Origin of the sequence: Halobellus inordinatus (assembly GCF_024498335.1) — an archaeon.
Classification (GTDB): Archaea; Halobacteriota; Halobacteria; order Halobacteriales; family Haloferacaceae; genus Haloquadratum; species Haloquadratum inordinatus.
The window spans coordinates 195,372-211,955 of sequence record NZ_CP101825.1 but is presented as its reverse complement, the minus strand read 5'-3'; the positions used below and the strand labels follow the sequence as shown (position 1 = coordinate 211,955).

17 protein-coding genes are annotated in these 16,584 nt (G+C 67.4%); 3 read left to right on the top strand and 14 right to left on the bottom strand.

Annotated features, from left to right (window positions below; genetic code table 11):
• Position 1: 1 nt before the first annotated feature.
• A complete protein-coding gene (locus tag NO362_RS00955) occupies positions 2 to 2,317 on the bottom strand; it encodes a methyl-accepting chemotaxis protein (protein ID WP_256545796.1) in 2,316 nt (771 codons plus the stop codon).
• A gap of 76 nt (positions 2,318 to 2,393) precedes the next feature.
• Complete coding sequence (locus NO362_RS00950) at positions 2,394 to 3,158, bottom strand: Nif3-like dinuclear metal center hexameric protein (protein ID WP_256545795.1); 765 nt, start codon at positions 3,156 to 3,158, stop codon at positions 2,394 to 2,396.
• A gap of 87 nt (positions 3,159 to 3,245) precedes the next feature.
• Here NO362_RS00950 and NO362_RS00945 point away from each other — a divergent pair, with 87 nt between their 5' ends.
• Positions 3,246 to 3,692 (top strand): pyridoxamine 5'-phosphate oxidase family protein, encoded by a 447-nt coding sequence (locus NO362_RS00945; RefSeq protein WP_256545794.1) that lies wholly within the window; start codon positions 3,246 to 3,248, stop codon positions 3,690 to 3,692.
• Between the two features lie 60 nt (positions 3,693 to 3,752).
• Here the strand turns inward: NO362_RS00945 and speB are convergent, their stop codons facing one another.
• From speB to NO362_RS00920, 5 genes are all read right to left on the bottom strand, one after another.
• On the bottom strand, positions 3,753 to 4,583 hold the full coding sequence (gene speB / locus NO362_RS00940) for an agmatinase (protein ID WP_256545793.1): 831 nt from the start codon (positions 4,581 to 4,583) through the stop codon (positions 3,753 to 3,755).
• A 6-nt stretch (positions 4,584 to 4,589) separates the two neighbouring features.
• Positions 4,590 to 4,964 (bottom strand): translation initiation factor IF-5A, encoded by a 375-nt coding sequence (locus NO362_RS00935; RefSeq protein ID WP_121569916.1) that lies wholly within the window; start codon positions 4,962 to 4,964, stop codon positions 4,590 to 4,592.
• 90 nt (positions 4,965 to 5,054) lie between these two features.
• Positions 5,055 to 5,495: a DUF5518 domain-containing protein gene (locus NO362_RS00930; RefSeq protein ID WP_256545792.1), complete on the bottom strand. Its 441-nt coding sequence runs from the start codon at positions 5,493 to 5,495 to the stop codon at positions 5,055 to 5,057.
• Positions 5,496 to 5,687: 192 nt separating this feature from the next.
• Entirely contained in the window at positions 5,688 to 7,364 is a 1,677-nt protein-coding gene (locus NO362_RS00925) for an ABC1 kinase family protein (RefSeq protein ID WP_256545791.1), read from the bottom strand.
• Between the two features lie 7 nt (positions 7,365 to 7,371).
• The gene (locus NO362_RS00920) at positions 7,372 to 7,740 is read right to left on the bottom strand and encodes an Hsp20/alpha crystallin family protein (protein WP_256289175.1); all 369 of its coding nucleotides are present in this window, start codon (positions 7,738 to 7,740) and stop codon (positions 7,372 to 7,374) included.
• Positions 7,741 to 7,953: 213 nt separating this feature from the next.
• On the opposite strand from NO362_RS00920, the gene NO362_RS00915 reads away from it, so the two are divergent.
• Together NO362_RS00915 and NO362_RS00910 are read left to right on the top strand one after the other, a co-directional pair.
• Positions 7,954 to 9,261, top strand: coding sequence for a molybdopterin molybdotransferase MoeA (locus NO362_RS00915; protein WP_256545790.1), 1,308 nt, complete (start codon positions 7,954 to 7,956; stop codon positions 9,259 to 9,261).
• Positions 9,258 to 11,171, top strand: coding sequence for a molybdopterin biosynthesis protein (locus tag NO362_RS00910; protein ID WP_256545789.1), 1,914 nt, complete (start codon positions 9,258 to 9,260; stop codon positions 11,169 to 11,171). Before NO362_RS00915 ends, NO362_RS00910 begins: the two co-directional genes overlap by 4 nt.
• Before the next feature lie 40 nt (positions 11,172 to 11,211).
• On the opposite strand, the gene NO362_RS00905 is transcribed toward NO362_RS00910, so the two are convergent.
• The 7 genes from NO362_RS00905 to NO362_RS00875 form a co-directional block, all read right to left on the bottom strand.
• Complete coding sequence (locus NO362_RS00905) at positions 11,212 to 11,919, bottom strand: HAD family hydrolase (protein WP_256545788.1); 708 nt, start codon at positions 11,917 to 11,919, stop codon at positions 11,212 to 11,214.
• Between the two features lie 102 nt (positions 11,920 to 12,021).
• A complete protein-coding gene (gene lwrS / locus NO362_RS00900; RefSeq protein WP_256545787.1) occupies positions 12,022 to 12,393 on the bottom strand; it encodes an LWR-salt protein in 372 nt (123 codons plus the stop codon).
• A gap of 1 nt (position 12,394) precedes the next feature.
• A complete protein-coding gene (locus NO362_RS00895; protein WP_256289170.1) occupies positions 12,395 to 12,670 on the bottom strand; it encodes a 4a-hydroxytetrahydrobiopterin dehydratase in 276 nt (91 codons plus the stop codon).
• A gap of 117 nt (positions 12,671 to 12,787) precedes the next feature.
• A complete protein-coding gene (gene hemA, locus NO362_RS00890) occupies positions 12,788 to 14,188 on the bottom strand; it encodes a glutamyl-tRNA reductase (RefSeq protein WP_256545786.1) in 1,401 nt (466 codons plus the stop codon).
• Complete coding sequence (locus NO362_RS00885) at positions 14,173 to 14,955, bottom strand: precorrin-2 dehydrogenase/sirohydrochlorin ferrochelatase family protein (protein ID WP_256545785.1); 783 nt, start codon at positions 14,953 to 14,955, stop codon at positions 14,173 to 14,175. The genes hemA and NO362_RS00885 overlap by 16 nt, the downstream gene beginning before the upstream one ends.
• A gap of 32 nt (positions 14,956 to 14,987) precedes the next feature.
• A complete protein-coding gene (ahbB, locus tag NO362_RS00880) occupies positions 14,988 to 16,058 on the bottom strand; it encodes a siroheme decarboxylase subunit beta (RefSeq protein WP_256545784.1) in 1,071 nt (356 codons plus the stop codon).
• Between the two features lie 69 nt (positions 16,059 to 16,127).
• Positions 16,128 to 16,526, bottom strand: a complete 399-nt coding sequence (locus tag NO362_RS00875) for a DUF5778 family protein (RefSeq protein ID WP_256545783.1) — start codon at positions 16,524 to 16,526, stop codon at positions 16,128 to 16,130.
• Positions 16,527 to 16,584: the final 58 nt, after the last annotated feature.

Genomic DNA, 16,584 nt, shown 5'->3' with positions numbered 1-16,584 from the left:
CTCAGTCACCCCCTCCACTCGTCCAGGACTCCGGGTCGTCGGAGCCATCGGTCCGCAGGGTCGTTCCAGTGGCAGCGTTGGACCTTGCTGTACCTGCGCCGCGTCCGGCGCCACCTCCGAACTGTCCCGCCTCGTGTTCGTTCGCGACGGTGAAGTCTTCGAGCGCGGTCCGGAGTTCGCGTGCCTGTTCAGTGAGTCGGTTGGCGGCGTCGTTTACGCTCTGCATCGTACTCGTCTGTTGTTGGGCTGCGGCCGCTGCGGCGGTCGCCTCCTCGGCGGTCTGATCGCCGATCGCCGCCACGTCGTCGACGCGGTCGACGACGGCGGTCGCCGAGGACGCTTGCTGGGCCGTCGCATCGCGGATCTCCTGGATCGAGTCGTCGGTCTCCTCGACGGCCGACGCGACGTTGTCGAGCGCGTCGATCGCGGACTCGACAGTGCCGACGCCGCTCTCGATCCGCTCTTGGGTCTCCATCATCGCCGTCGTGGTCTCGTCGGCGCGGGCCTGGATCTGTTCGATGTGCTCTTCGATTTCGGCGGCCGACGTCGCCGTCTCCTCTGCGAGCTGCTTCACCTCGTCGGCGACGACAGCGAATCCGTCGCCCGCTTCGCCCGTCCGCGCGGCCTCGATCGAGGCGTTCAGCGCGAGCAGGTTCGTCTCCGCGGCGATGTCGGTGATCACTTCGACGACCTCACCGACGGCGTCGAGTTCCTCGGCCAGCGCGGTCACTTCCGCGGCGGTCTCTGCGGTGGTCTGCTCGACCGCGTCCATCTCGTCGATGGCGCGTTCGGCGTGGGCCTGCCCCTCCTCGCCGACGTCCGCAGCGCGCTCTGAGGCCTGTGCGACCTCGTCGACGGTCGCGGCGATCTCCTCTGCGGAGGACGACAACGCGTCCATCTCCGTCGAGACCTCGTGTAACGCCTCCGTCTGCCGCTCGGCCCCGTCGGAGATCTCCGTCGTCGCCGTCGTCACCTGCGCAGACGCCTCACGAACCTCGTCGGCGCCGTCGTCGACGCGCTCTGCGGCGGTGACGACGTGCTCGGAGAAGGCTTTGACTTCCGCCATCGTCTCCGAGACCGCATCGAGCATCTCGTTGAACGAGACGGCGATGTCCGCAAGCGCCTCGTTTTCGGTGTCGGGGTCGAGTCGCCGCGTCAGATCGCCGTCTGCGACGGCGTCCATCACGTTGCCGTACTCCGCGGCGGTCGTCTCCAGCGCCTCGTTCTTCCGTTCTATCGCCTCTTTTTTCTGCTCGGTCGCGCGGATCTGCGAGCGCAACTCCCCGCGCATCTCGTCGAAGGCGTGATAGAGCGTGCCGAACTCGTCGGTCCGGGCCGTCGAGAGGTCGACGTCGAGATCGCCCTCGGCCATCGCGTTCGCCCGTCGGGCGAGATACCGTGCGGACACGATCGTGTTCGATCCGACGACGACGCCGACGAAGGCCAAACTCACTAGCGCGAGCAGGATGAGCCCCAGAATCGACGACGTGATCTGCGAGCCCAGCGCGTAGGCTTCGGCCCGATCGGTGCGGACGAGAACCGTCCAGTCTACCGCGTCCATTCCCGAGCCGGCGACGAGCTGCTCGTCACCCTGGACGAAGCCGCCGTCTGTGAGCTCTGAGACGTCGCGACTGTAGGAACTCAGGAGTTGCTTGCTGTCGGGGTGGGCGACGATCCGACCCTGGCTGTCGACGACGACCGTCGATCCCTGGCCCGCGGCGTCGGCGAACGCCCGCGTGTGCGCTTCGAGATTGATCATATAGACGAGCGCCTTCCCGTTCGTCCCCTCTATCGGCGAGATGACCGAGACGACCGGGAAGTCGACGACTGGCACGGTGAAGGGAGACGTGACGGCCACGTCGTTCGTACCGCTGAACTCCGGCGGGTTCGTCGCGAACGCCGCCCCCTGTTCGGCGGTGTCGACGCCTTCCATCTTGGCCATCGAGCTCGCGAGTATCGTTTTCGATTCTCTGTCGTAGTAGTGCACCGCGACGACGCCCTCGGGGACGGCCTCGCGATCGACCGTCTCGGTCAAATGCGTCGATATCTCGCCGCGGTCACCAGACTTGAGAACCTGGTTCGTCGAGTGCAACCGCGTCTGTCTTTCGATGCCGCTGATCCACGTATCGAGCTCCGCGGCCCGAGCCGCCGCCGACGTGCTCAACTCGCCTTTGACCTCCTCTTGGAGTGTCGCCGAGGTCTCCTCTTGGACGACGACGCCGAACCCGACGACGAGTGCGACGACAGCGAGCAACGCGACGCCGAGCTTTGCCCCATAGCTCGACCGGATGGATTCGAAGAGTCCTGACCGTTGCATCTACACTTTTTAACGACACATCGGATAAAAATCCGACCCGCCGATTATCTCGGCTGATAACGCTTGGCCGTAACGGTTACAAGCCGGTCGGATGCGAGAGCACCGTCGTCTCGACACCCCACTCGGAGACGAGATCGGCGAGGCGTTCGACGCCGAAGGTCTCGGTCGCGTAGTGGCCGCCGAGGAAGACGTGGACGCCCGCCTCGCGCGCCTCGTGGTACACCTGCTGTTTCCCTTCGCCGGTGACGAGCGCGTCGACGCCCGCGTCGGCCGCCTCGCCGAGCCAGTCAGCGCCCGAGCCGGTGACGATCGCGACCTCGCTGATCTCGTCGGGACCGAAGTCGAGCACCTGTGGCTCCTGGCCGCCCGTATCGAGCCCCGAGAGCCGCTCGCGCAGTTCCGCGACGGTGTAAGACTCTGCGGCACGGCCCCGCTGGCCGATCGTTACCGGACCCAGGGTTCCGAACGGTTCCTGCCCGTCGAGGTCGAGGTAGTCGGCGAGCCCTGCGGCGTTCCCCAGCGTGTCGTGACCGTCGAGCGGGAGATGCGAGACGTACAGCGCGATGTCGTTCTCGACGAGCGCGCTGATAGTGTCGTACTCGCGGTCGGTGACGCGGTCGAGACCGCCCCAGATCAGGCCGTGGTGTGTCACGAGCACGTCCGCGCCCGTATTGGCGGCGTCTTCGATCGTCGCTGCGGCGGCGTCGACCGCGAACGCGGCGTGCTCTACGGTCCCCTCGTCGGGGCCGATCTGCAGGCCGTTCGCACTGGCGTCGACGTCGGCGTAGGCGTCCGTGTCGAGTCGGTCGTCCAGGTCGTCGGCGAGCGTCGAAAGCTGCATACGGGAACCATCACACGCCGCCGGATAGAGGCTATCGTTCCGCACCAGCGCTTATGAGGGGTCCTGTCGAATCAGAGACACAGGACGATGTCCCTCGAAGAGTACGGTGTCGCGATGGACGACGACACGCTAACGGAGTTTCTGGAGACCCAGGGGCTCGGGACGCTGGCGCTGGGAAGCGAGCGCGGCGGGTACGCGTTTCCGGTCTCGTACGGTTACGACCGCTCGCGTGACCGCTGCATCTTCCAGTTCGCGTTCGGCGCGGACAGCACCAAGGCCTCGTTCATCGAGGCCGACAACCCCGTCTCGCTGTCGGTGTACGAGTGGGAATCGATCACCGAGTGGCGCAGCGCGGTCGTCCGCGGCACGCTGCATCAGATCCCCGATTCCCAGACGGCCACCGCTGCGGGGATATTCGCTGCGCACGCGAAGATCGCGTCGCTCGACGTGTTCCAACAGCCGCTCGAAGAACTCGACTTGGAGTGGTACGAACTCCGGATCGACGACAAGCAGGGTAGACAGAGCGCCCCGTAGCGGTTCGCGAGCGTCGAGCTTCTCTCAGTAACGACAGGGGGCCAACTGCCGCAGCCGACGCTATCGCGACGCCGCGTGCGAGTACACGAACTCCCGACTCAGTTTCGCCGCCAGCGACGCCGCCTGGCCGTCGTCGCGATCGTTGACCTCGACGACGTCGAAGCCCGCGGCGTGCGGAGCCACAGCGTGGACGACCTCGCGCATCTCCCGCGGGTCGAGTCCGAACGGCTCCGGCGTGCCGGTGCCCGGTGCAAACCCGGGGTCGGCGGCGTCGACGTCGACGCTCAGGTACGCCGTGCGGCCATCGAGGTGCGATTCGAGGTCGAACGCGGGGACGTCCTCGGGCGGGACGACGGTCACGTCCTCGCTGTCGGCCCGGTCCCACTCCTCGGGCGAGCCAGTTCTGGCACCGAGCACGATCGCTTCCTCGACCGCAGCGTCGAGTGCGCCGTGATCGTCCAGAATCCGCCGGGTGACGGTCGCGTGGCTGTACTCGTTGCCGTCGTACGCCTCGCGGAGGTCGAGGTGTGCGTCCAGACAGACGAACACGTCCGGCGAGACGGCGTCGACGCCGGCCGCCGTGACGGTGTGTTCACCGCCGAGGAGAAGCGGGACGGCGTCCTCGGCGACGACGTCCCGGAGTTCGCCCGTCAGCCACTCTAGGTACTCCGCGGCGTCGTCCCACGCGCGGACGTCGCCCTGATCGTGAACGGCACAGTCGGAAAAGCGCAGGTCGGTTCGCCGGTCGTAGTCGTCGAACGGCCGGGCGAACCGCCGGATTCTCTCGGGACCGAAGCGGGTCCCGGGTCGGAACGAAGTCGAGATATCCAGCGGGGCGCCCACGACGACGTACGCGGCGTTGCCACGCGATGCGGTCGCCCCTGGGAACATCTCCGATCAGACGATCTTCCGCTGGCCCTCGTACTCGAGGTACTCGATCTCGTCGTCGGGCGAGAGGTTCTCGTCTTCGGGGATGCGCATCGTGAACGTCTCGTAGGTGTCGAGGTCCATAATCTGCGCGTCGTTGTCGGTCACGGAGACGACCTGGCCCTGCTTGCGCTCGATGATCGGGACCCAGACCTTCGCGTCGACCGGCTGGCTCAGCGAGCGTTTCTTGTCGTCGAAGACGCCACGGCCCTCGATTCGAGCCTTCGCGCTGCCGTGCTTGCCGGGCTTTGCGGTGCTGTAAGCGTTGATCTTACAGGGGGAGTCTTCCATCATCACGTAGCTGCCTTCCTGCAGTTCGCGGACCTGCTTTTGCTCTTTCGGCATACGTCGGGATTGTCGTGTGCTCGGTATAAACGGTTTGGAAACGCCCCGAGACTTCGGCTACGCGACGAAATCGCACACGGGCGAGCGCGGTCAGACCTCTTCGAGGTCCCCATCGGACGGTCGCTGCTGGGACCGATCCTCGCGGCTCCGGGTGCGGTCGTCTTGTCGCCGTGCGACGCTTCCCAGCGCGCCGGTCGCGACGTTCGGAAGGCTCGCCGTCAGAAGGATCATCGTCGTCGCCTCACCGGCCGTGTTCAGAAACGGGAGGAGGTACTCCATCGGGAACGGAAGCGGCACGTCGGAGACGACAGAGAGCACGACCAACCCCGGGATGAGAACGATTCCCCAGGCCATCGCCGTCAAGAGCCCGTGCCACGCCCCGTCTGCGGAGTCGCCGCCGGCGAGATAGCCCGCGAGCGCGCTCCCCGCCAGGCCGCCGACGAGCGTCACGCGTCCGGTGGCCCCGAACACGAGGGCCTCGCTACAGGCCGCGAGCGCAAACCCAGCCGCGACGGACCGCCACCGCGTCATATCTCCCGGTTTGGCGCTACTCCGAATAAAGGTACGTGTCAAATCATCAACTGTGATAACGGCGAGGGAGAGCGGACACCACCCGGGTTGGCCCGCCGTCCCGCTGCGATCTCATAGGGATTATCGTATGTTCCCATAGATTTCTCGCCGGACGATACGGCGAGAATCTCCGAACAGTGACGATAATCCCTATCAGTCCTCGCGGCGCTCGCGCATACTCTGCCGGGTGAACTGTGGCTTCGCGCGGATGCCGCGCTTGCTGCGGAACGACCGGTAGAGGGCAAACAGCGGCGGCAGCGTCAGCACGGCAGCGACCGCGGCCGGAACGACGCTGGTCGCATCGAAAGTGTAGAGAATCGCCGTCGAGAGGGCACCGACGGCGACGAACAGGCCGTAGACGATGCGGCGCGCCAGCCGATCGAGAACGTCGTTTTCGTCCTCCAGTCGGACGTTGACAGTGAGGTTGTCGTTGTCGATCCGATCGAGCGTCCGGTTCATCTTCGGCGGCACCTCGAAGAGCGCCCGCGTCGTCTGCTGGACCTGCTGGCCCCCCTGCTCGATCAGTTGACGGGCCGTCTCCTCGTAGTAGCCCTCGTCTTCGAGGTAGTCGGTCGCGACCGAGATGAAGTCGAAGTCGGGGTCGAGCGTGACACAGACGCCCTCGACGACGGTCGCGACCCGGAGGATCAACGCGAGGTCCCGCGGCAACCGCAGCGGGAACTCGTAGATCGTCGATTCGACCTGTTCGATGATCTGCTGGACTCGGTACTGCTCGATGTCCTCGCCCCGTGCGTCCGCAATCGCGAGTTCCATCACGTCGCCCATCACCTGGCGGTTGGCGTCCGGCGAGAGCGTCCCCATCTCGATGAGGGTGTCGAGGATGGCGTCGATGTCCTGGTTCGCCACGGCGACGTAGAAATCGACGATCTTGTTCTGGATGAAGGAGTCGACCGTTCCCGACATCCCGAAGTCGTAGAAGATGATCTTGCCCTCGTCGGTCACCGCGAGGTTCCCCGGGTGGGGGTCGGCGTGGAAGACGCCGTCCGCGACGATCATCTGCAGGTAGACGCGCTGGAGCGTCGTCGCCAGTTCCGTGCGGTCGATCCCCTTCTCATCGAGCGTCTCGATGTCGTTGATCTTCGTTCCCGGGAGATACTCCATCGTGAGCACGCGCGGCCCCGAGCGCGCGGCGATCGGCCGCGGGATCCGGATCTCGGGGCTGTCCGCGAAGTTCCCGCGGATCTCTTCGAGGATCCGCTTTTCCCTGCTGTAGTCCATCTCCTGGCGGATCGTCTTCGCGAACTCGTCGGAGAGGTTCTCCAGCGAGAACGCCCGACCCTGGCCGATGAACCGCCGGATGAGCGGCAGCGACCAGCGGATGACGCGCAGGTCGGCCTCGACGAGCTCTTCGATCCCCGGGCGTCGGATCTTCACCGCGACTGGCTCGCCCTGGTACGTCGCGGTGTACACCTGTCCCAGACTCGCGCCGCTGATCGGGTCGCGGTCGAAGTCCTCGAAGACGTCGTCGACGGGCCCGAGTTCGGCTTCGATGACCTTCTTCGACTCCTCCCACGGGGCCGGCGGCACGTCGTCCTGCAAACTGGAGAGGACGTCGATGTACTCCGCCGGGAGGATGTCGGGCCGCGTCGAGAGCAGTTGCCCGAGTTTGATGAACGTCGGGCCGAGCGTCAAAAGCGAATCGAGCAGGATCTCTGCGCGCTCGACGCGCGTCTTGGCGTCGACGCTCCGCCGACCGCCGAAGAGGACGTACTTCCGACGGTCACGCGTGTACGCGACGATCAGGGGGAAGAACTGTCGAACGACGACGAGAAACCGCCAGTACGCACGGAGATTCACCAGCGTGACCACCCGACGGTTACGCGTCGTCTCCGGCCGACGTGATCGGGATGGTCTGCTCCGGCGCGGCCGACCGCTTCGGCACGCGCACGGTGAACACGCCGCGGTCGACTTCCGCGGACGCTCCCGCGCCGGTCGCGTCCGGCGGGAGGGGGAGTTCGACGTCGACGAACAGCGGTCGCTCCTCACTCACGTAGTGGAACTCCGCAGGCACGTCCTTCTCGCGTCGCGCTTCGACGACGAGTCGTCCGCGGTCGACTCGGAGTTCGGCGGTCTCGGCAGTCACTCCAGGGAGGTCGAGCACGATCTGATAGGCGTCGTCGGACTCCAGTAGATCGGCGAACACCGACTCCGGCAGTTCCTGAAGCGCGTCCCGCAGGGCTGACATAGACGAGAGTTAGACCGGCGGGTCGAAAAAGGCCGCGGTTGTGCTAGCGAATATCGGCCACAAAAGCTATACAGCGTCCGGGACGTCCGGCGACGACCGTTTCCAGTCGGCTGTCGCAGTGGCCGATCGGCGGTCCCGCTCGCCTCACCAACGGTGCGTCGGCATTGCTCTTGTGGCGCGGTTCTTTTTGTACTGGCGCGCGCAACCTCCGGTATGGATTCTGCGGACACTGACGAGACGCCTCCCGACCGCCGATCGGCCGGGTTCAAGGACCGAACGCGAGTGGCCGACGCCCGGCGTCGACTCCTCGACGCGGCGACGCCGCACGAGCGGACTGAGCGGCTCTCGCTCGTTCCAGCGGACGGCCGCGCGCTCGCCGAACCGGTCTCCTCGCCGCGGGCCGTCCCGAACTACGACCGCGCGGCGATGGACGGCTGGGCGGTCCGCGCCCGCGACACCTTCGGCGCGTCGGACCGCTCTCCGGGCATCCTCCGCGTCGCCGACGCCGAACCGCACTCCGTCCCGGAGACGCCCGTCGACCCCGAGACAGCCGTTCGGGTCCACACCGGGAGCAAACTCCCCGAGGGTGCCGACGCCGTCGTGATGATCGAACACGCAGAGCACGTCGGCGACGACCTGGAAGTGTTCGACGCCGTCACCGACGGCGAGAACGTCGCGCCCGTCGGCGAGGACGTCGCGGACGGCCAAGAGTTGTTCGAGCCCGGACACCGCCTGCGACCCTCCGATCTCGGCCTGTTGAAATCGGTCGGCGTCGACCGCGTCACTGCGTACGAGCGCCCGACCGTCGGCGTGATCCCGACGGGCGAAGAACTCGTACAGGAGGACCCGCAACCGGGCGAAGTGATCGAGACCAACGGCCTGACTGTCTCGCGGCTCGTCGACCGCTGGGGCGGCGTGCCGACGTACCGCAACGTCGTCACCGACGACGAATCGGCCCTTCGCGCGGCGATCCAGCGCGATCTGACGAAGGACATCGTCGTCACGACCGGCGGTTCCTCGGTCGGGGCGCGCGACCTCCTGCCCGAAGTCGTCGACGACCTCGGCGAGGTGCTCGTCCACGGCGTCGCGCTCAAGCCGGGGCATCCGGTCGCGCTCGGCATCGTCGAGGACACACCGATCGTGATGCTGCCGGGTTACCCCGTCGCCGCCATCGTCAACGCGGTCCAGTTCCTCCGTCCCGTGCTGAAGTACGTCGGTCATCTCCCGGACGATCCGCCGCCGACTACAGAGGCCGAACTCGCCAGAAAGATCCCGAGCGAACCCGGCGTCCGGACGTTCGCCCGCGTCAAAGTCGACGACGATGGACGCGGGAACGACGGCGACGACCTCGGCGGCGACGACGCGTCGAGTGTCCCGACCGCGACGCCGACGCGCGCCTCCGGCTCGGGCGTCCTCTCGTCTGTGGCGCTGGCCGACGGCTGGGTCGTCGTTCCCGAGGGTCGCGAGGGATTCGACGTCGGTGAGACCGTGACGGTCGAACACTGGGAGTGGTCGGCGTGAGCGACCGCAAGCAGTTCCGCGACCTCGCAGATCCGGAAGTCGCCCGCGAGGCCATCGCGTCGCTGGATCTCGCGCCCGATTCCGAGACAGTCCCGCTGGCAGAGGCGCGCGGTCGCGTCCTCGCCGAACGGATTGACGCCGACCTCGACGTCCCCGGATTCGACCGCGCGAGCGTGGACGGCTACGCGGTCCGCGGTCGCGACACCTTCGGGGCCGACGAGGCCGACCCGATCGAGTTCGACCTCGTCGGAACGGTCCACGCCGGTACCGAACCCGACGTCGAAGTCGGTGCGGGCGAGGCGGCCGAGATCTCGACCGGAGCGGTGATGCCCGCCGGCGCGGACGCGGTCGTGATGGTCGAGCGGACTGAGGAACTGACCGACGCTGATGCGGAGACACCGAGCGCGGTCGCCGTCCGCAACGCGGTCGCGCCCGGCGACAACGTGATGCTCGCCGGCACCGACGTCGCGGCCGGCGCGCGGGCGCTCGGCCCCGGAACGCGACTCACGCCCCGCGAGATCGGCCTGCTCTCGGCGCTCGGCCTCGACGAGGTCCCCGTCCGTGGGACGCCGACGATCGGCATCGTCTCCACCGGCGACGAACTCGTCCGACCGGGCGAGAAACTCCACAGCGAGCGCGGCGAGATCTACGACGTGAACAGCTACACGATCGCCGCGGGCGTCGAGGAGGCTGGCGGGGAGGCGAAACTGTACCCCCACGCCGGCGACGACTACGCGGAGATGGAGCGGCTGCTCCTCGAGGCGGCCGACGAGTGCGACCTCGTCCTCTCCTCGGGGTCGACCTCGGCCTCGGCGGTCGACGTGATCTACCGCGTCGTCGAAGAGCGCGGCGAACTCCTCTTACACGGCGTCGCGGTCAAACCCGGCAAGCCGATGCTCATCGGCGAACTCGGCGACAGCGCCTACGTCGGGCTGCCGGGCTATCCCGTCTCCGCGCTCACCATCTTCCGGACGTTCGTCGCGCCCGCGATCCGCGAGGCCGCAGCGCTCCCCGAACCGCAGACCGCGACCGTGCGCGGCCGGATGGCCCGCCGTGAGCGCTACGCCGAGGGCCGCCTCCGCCTGATGCCCGCCGGCCTCGTGACCGACGCGGACGGCGAGACGCTCGTCTACCCGGTCGACAAAGGCTCCGGCGCGACGACCTCGCTCGTCGAAGCCGACGGCGTCGTCGCGGTCGATCCCGACACCGAGTACCTCGGGGAGGGCGAGGAAGTCGAGGTCCAACTGTTCTCGCCGGACGTGCGCGCGCCGACGCTCTTGGCCGTCGGCGAGGACGACCCCGCGCTCTCGCGCCTGCTCGACCGCCTCGACAATCCGCGCTTCCTCCCGGTCGGGAGCCGCGAGGGACTGCGTCGACTCTCCAATACGATCCCGGACGTCGCCGTCGTCGCCGGCCCGGTCGACCGCGACGTCGAGACCGTCGACCTCGGCGGCTGGACCCGGGAGTGGGGACTCGTCGTGCCGGCGGGGAACCCAGAGCGCGTCGACGGCCTCGCCGACCTCGTGGATCGCGACCTCGCGTTCGTCAACCGGGGGCGCGACGCCGGGATCCGCGCGAGCCTCGACGCTGCGATCGAGGACCTGGCGACCGAACGCGACGCCTCTCGACGTGACCTCACCGACGCGATTCGTGGCTACGGCGTCGGAACGAAAGGCTTCGAAAGTCCCGCACGCGCGGTCGCCCGCGGAAACGCCGACGCTGGACTCGGCCTCCACGCGACGGCAGACGCTCTCGGACTCGATTTCGTCCCGCTCGGTACGGAGCCAGTTCGCGTGCGCGCGAACCCGGACCGCGTCGAGAAAACGGGCGTCGAAGAACTGGCCGCCGAACTAGAGACCGCCTCGGACGTCTTCGCGTCGCTCCCCGGGTACGATCACGACACCCCCTGAACGCCGCCGCCTAACTGCTCTCCTCACCCGGCCTGCCCCGCTACTCGACCGTGCCGCCGTCGGCGGCGACGTTGCTACCGAGGAACTCACGCGACAGTTCGTCGAACGAGGAGACGCGGTAATCCGCGAGCACGCAGCGGCCGCGCTGGTGTGGCGAGTGCCGCTCGACGTGAATCCCTTCGAGGCCGGCGTTCCAGGCCGCCTCGACGTCGCTTGCGCCGTCCCCCGCGAGGACGCCGCGCCCCGGCTGTGAGGCGTCCAGCCCTAACCGCTCGATCGCGTGTTGGACTGGGGCCGGGTCGGGCTTCCACCCGATTTCGGGCGTGCAGGAGACGAACGCGTCGAACCAGTCGCCGACGTCGAGGTGGTCGATCACGGGTTCGGCGAGGAACTCCTGGCAGTGCGTCACCACGCCGACCGGGACGTCGGCGGCTACGAGTTCAGAGACTAACGCCGCGGCGTCGTCGTGGAGGTACGTCGCCTCCGCGCGGGCCTGCGGGTCTTCGACGGCGTGAAACGCCGGCCAGAACTCCTCGGGGTCGATCCCCCACGCCCGGAGCTGGGGGTCTCGCGCTCCGCCGAGGCCGTGCCAGATGACCTCGGCCTCCCGGTCGGTGAACTCCCGGCCGAGTCGCTGGCCTACGCGATCGAACACCTCGCGGGTGTAGGACCACTCGGCGTCGACGATCGTGCCGTCGAGGTCGAACAGCCAGAAGTCGTAGTCGGCATCGGGGTCGGAGGGGACCATTGGACCGGCTATAGGACGCCCCCGCGTAAGTGTATTTCGTCGGTTCGAAGTCGAATCGGTCGATTCGAGCCGTGATCGGTGACGAATCCTCGCTCGTCGCCCTCAGGAGTCGACGGTTCGAATGCTGGAGCCGAGGTGTCGATGGAGCACGTCGCGGGGCGGGTCGCCGTCGAAAGGCTCGGGATTCGACGCGATTTCCGCTTCGAGCGCCTCGCGATACTCCTGGTCGAGTTTGAGTTCGCTGAAGCTCACGCGGTCGGCAGGGACAGAGAGCCACGACTCCGCGAGGTCGCGGGCGTGTCCCTCGTCGCCGACCTCACCGCGCCAGAGCACGTCCCGGAAGAACAGCCACTTGCCCTCGCCGGGCGGATCGGCGGCGACTTCGACGACCGTCTCGACGGTCTCCGGCGTGACGCTGACGCCCGGGGCTGTCTCGAAGCGGGCCTCGACGCGGAAGACGTACGCGGCGTGCACGTCAGTACTCGGCGTCGAAGAGGTTCGCCAGCCGGATGTCCTTCTCGGTGATGCCACCCTCTTCGTGGCTCGTCAGTCTGACTTCGACTTCCTCGTAGCCGACCCGGATCTCCGGGTGGTGGAACTCCTCTTCGGCGACTTCGCCGACGTGCGTGACGAAGGCGATGCCGGCCAGGTAGTCGTCGAACTCGTAGGTCCGGACGATCTCGTCGCCGTCGCGTTCCCACTGGTCGGGGAGTTGCGTTCGGATCTCGTCGTCGGAGAGTAGTTCAGCCATACGCTACGTGTCACTCGCTGGGCGCATAATGGTTCGCCCCGTTACCCCGAAACTATGGGCTGTCTCCGGTTCGGCGGGGTCTCCGCAGCGTCCGGGCGGCGAGTCGCAGAAACAGGATCAGTCGTCGGAGACGCTTTCGAGGACGTACGGCGGGACGTCTTCCTCGCCCGCGTCGTTAGGGTTTCCCTCGGCGTCCGTCGACGCCCGCTCAGCGTCGGCTGTTTCCTCTGTGACCTCGCGTCGGTCGGCCGAGGCTCGTGTCCGCGATCGCGAGACCGTGCCGAACTCCGGATCGAAGAGCGCCATCGCCGTCTGGATCGTCGACCAGTCGTCTTCGACGGCGGCCTCGCGGAGACTCTTCGTCGGCGCCGAGAGCAACTGCCCGACGAGTGCGTCCGCCATCGACTCGACGGTTTCGCGCTGCTCCTCGGTGAGGTTGCCCTGAGATTCGAGTCGGGTGATCGCGGTCTCGACCTCACGGGATTTGACCTGTTCGGCCGCTTCGTACATCGTGCTGATCGCTTCGTCGGCCTGGCGGCGCTTGTAGGCGTCGAGAAGCCGATCGAACTCCTCGTCGATCATCGCCTCGACCTCACGGGCCGCTGCCTTCCGGGCGGCTTTCGTCTCCTCGGTCACCGATTCCAGCGCGTCGATGTCGTGGACGATCACCTGCTCGATCGTCGACGCCTCGGGATCGACGTCTCGCGGTTGCGCGAGATCGATCACGAGCGTCTCGCCCGCGTCGTCGATGTCGGTCGGATCCAGGAGGTAGTCCGGATGGTTCGTCGCCGTCACGACGATGGTCGCATCGCCGAGTACGCCGCCGATCTCCTCGAGGGAGATCGCCCGAGCGGCCGTCTCGACGGTCGACGCCAGGTGTTCGGCGTGCGGGACCGTCCGGTTCGCGATCACGAGTTCTGCGACGCCCGCGTCCGCGAGCGCCTCCGCGGTCAGTTTGCCCATCTCGCCGGCCCCGATCACGAGCGCCGTCGCGCCGTCGAGATCGATTTCCGTCTCGGCCAGTCGTGCGGCGGCCGACCCGATCGAGATCGCGCCCTCGTTGATTCCGGTCTCGGTGCGAGCGCGCTCGCCGACGTGGACCGCCTTCGTCAGTCCCGTCTCGAACGTCGGGCCGAGCGCACCGGCGCCGCGAGCGATCTCTATCGCGCGCTTGAACTGGCCGATGATCTGGTCCTCGCCGAGTACGAGCGATTCGAGCCCCGCGGCGACTCGCATCAGGTGCCGCAGGCTCTCTTCGTGGCCCATCTCGACGACGACGTCGTCGTCGACGTCCTCGTGTAACGGTTCGAGCGCACGCCGCCCGGCATCGACGCTGTCGGCGACGACGTACGCCTCCGCGCGGTTGCACGTCTGGATCGCGAACGCCTCGCTGACGCCCTCGGAGTCCAGAAGCGTCTCGACGACGCTGCGTACGTCCTCGCCTGTGGCCGCCTCGATTTGGTCGACGCTGGCGCGGTCGTGCGACACACGAGTCCCACAGATCACTCCCGTGTCCATCGGTCACCCCCCGTCGTGTTCCGTATCACGCGTGTCGCCTCTTGGCGGGGATTAGATTCCCCCGTACGTAAAGCCTTCCAAACCAGTGGCTCTCGAACAACCGCCCGAATCGCATCACGCCGCGTCGATGGATCGAGATCAGACGCCTTCAGTTCGGCGCGCAGGTCCGCTGTGAGCGCCGCCATCGACTCTGCGCCGTCGATCTCGGCTTCGATCTGCTCACGGAGATACTTCGCGAGCGCCGGACTCCGCCCGCCGGTCGAGATTGCGACCCGGACATCGCCGTCCTCGACGGTCGCCGGCACGACGACGTCAGTCGCACTTCGGGTGGTAGCGTCGTCTCCGTCGGCTAGGTCGTCGCTGTCGGTGTCGCCGTCGCTGTCAGGCGTGCAGTCGCTGTCGGCATCGTCGCCACTGTCGGATGTGTCACCGTCGACCGCACTGTCACCGCCGACGCTCCGGTCGGCGTGATTGACGAGCAGGCCTCGCTCCCGCCCGGCGGCCGCGACCGCATCGTTCACGTCGTCGTCGTCGGTCGCGGCGACGACGAGCGCCGGTTCCGTTCGATCCAGCCACGTGTCGACGCCGTCGGGATCGGGGCGTGCCCGCACGAGGTCCGCGTCGCCGAAATCGTACTCGCCGAAGTCAGGGCTCACGACGACGACCGTCGCCTCGGTGGCGAAGCGGCGGGCCTTCCGCGCGCCGATGCGGCCGCCGCCGAACACGAGCACCGTCTCGTCGGTAAAATCGTGGTACAGCGGAATCATCCGTCTGTGGCTACCTCCCGTTGCACGGCGAATCACTCCGTGTTCGCCGCGGCGCGCTCGTCGAGTCGGATGCCCGTCTTCTTCAGGATTCGCGTCGAGAACAGCGAGTCCCAGTCGTCTTCGTCGACGTCCCAGTACTCGGCCATCCGATCGCGCACCTGTTCGATGCGGCGGTCGCTCTCGGCCTCAGAGCGGCCGTGCGTCATCGCGAAGAAGTTGTACGGCCAGACGCCCTCGTGACGGGGACGGTGATAGCAGTGCGTGACGAACGGCAGCGACGCCACCGCGGGGCCGACCTCTGCGACCAACTCGTCGGGGACGTCCCAGACGGTCATCCCGTTCTCGGTGTAGCCGAGCGCGTAGTGGTTCGGAACGACGCCGACGCGCCGGACTTTGCCCTCCTTTTCGAAGCGCTTGATCGTCTCGACGACCCACGCCGTCTCGGCGCCGATCGCGTCGGCGACGTCGGCGTACGGCGTCGCCGTCACCGGCAGGCCACCCTGGATTTCGACGACGAGGTCGCGCTCCTCGGGCGTGAGCGTCTGTTGGTCCGTCGGCGTCACGTCGGGGCCCAGATCGGAGAGGTCGACGTCGCCGTCGGGGATCGGCCCGTCGAGCAGGAACTTCGCCTCGACGCGGAACTCCTGCTGTTTCGGGAGGTTGTACGTCTCCTGGCCGGTCTCGGCTTCGATCTCGTCGAGCACCTCGCGGACGCGGTCCTCGTCGGCGACGCTGACGACGAACCACATATTGAGGTGGGGGTGTTCGCGCTCGTAGTTGTGTGCGACTTCCCGATGCGCGTTGACGGTCTCTGCGACCTCGTCGAAGCGCTCCTCGGGCGCGTGCATCGCGACGAGCGTCGCCGTGCCGCCGATCTCCTCGGCGTTCACGAGCGCGCCGAACCGACTCAGCACGCCCGACTCGTCGAGATCCTGGATACGTTCGAGTAGCTCTGCCGCGGTCACGTCGATTCCGCGCTCGCGCAGCGCGGCCGCGGCCGGCTCGAACGGCCGTTCGACGACCGGAAAGCCGCCCTGAAAGGCGTTGACCGCGGCGCGATCGAGTTCCGAAAGCCCGGCGACGTCCGCGTCTGCCTCGCTCATACCTGACGCTCGGAGTTCCGGGAGGATAAGCGTCTCGAAGGGGTCGAAAACGAGGGGTTCCGCCGGTCGCTACGGGACGGTCGTCACGCGCTCGACGTGATCTAGGGCCTCTAGATCGTTGGCAAGCGTCTCCTGCTCGGGGCCGGCCTCGTAGTAGAACACGAGGTCGAACGCGCCCTCGCGGAGTAACTGCTGGCACTCCCAGACGAACTCCTCGTCGTCGAGGGTCAGCCCCTGGAACTGATTCGAGGCGAACTCGTCGGTGTCGTTGCCGGCGTAGATGTACGTCTCGCCCTTCCCGGCGTGCTCTGAGATCACGTCGTTGATGTCGACGGTGAGTTCGTGCATCTCCAGATCCTCCTGCCCAGCGAGGTCGGTGTGGACGATCGCACCGACGAGTTCGATGTCGCCGGGTTCGAGCAGTCTGAGGGTGCGCTGATAGAGGTCCTCGTCGAGTGTCTCGCTCATACGTGTGCGTCGGCCGCGTGAGATAAACGGGTGGCGGTTCGCGTCGGCCCCGACGACC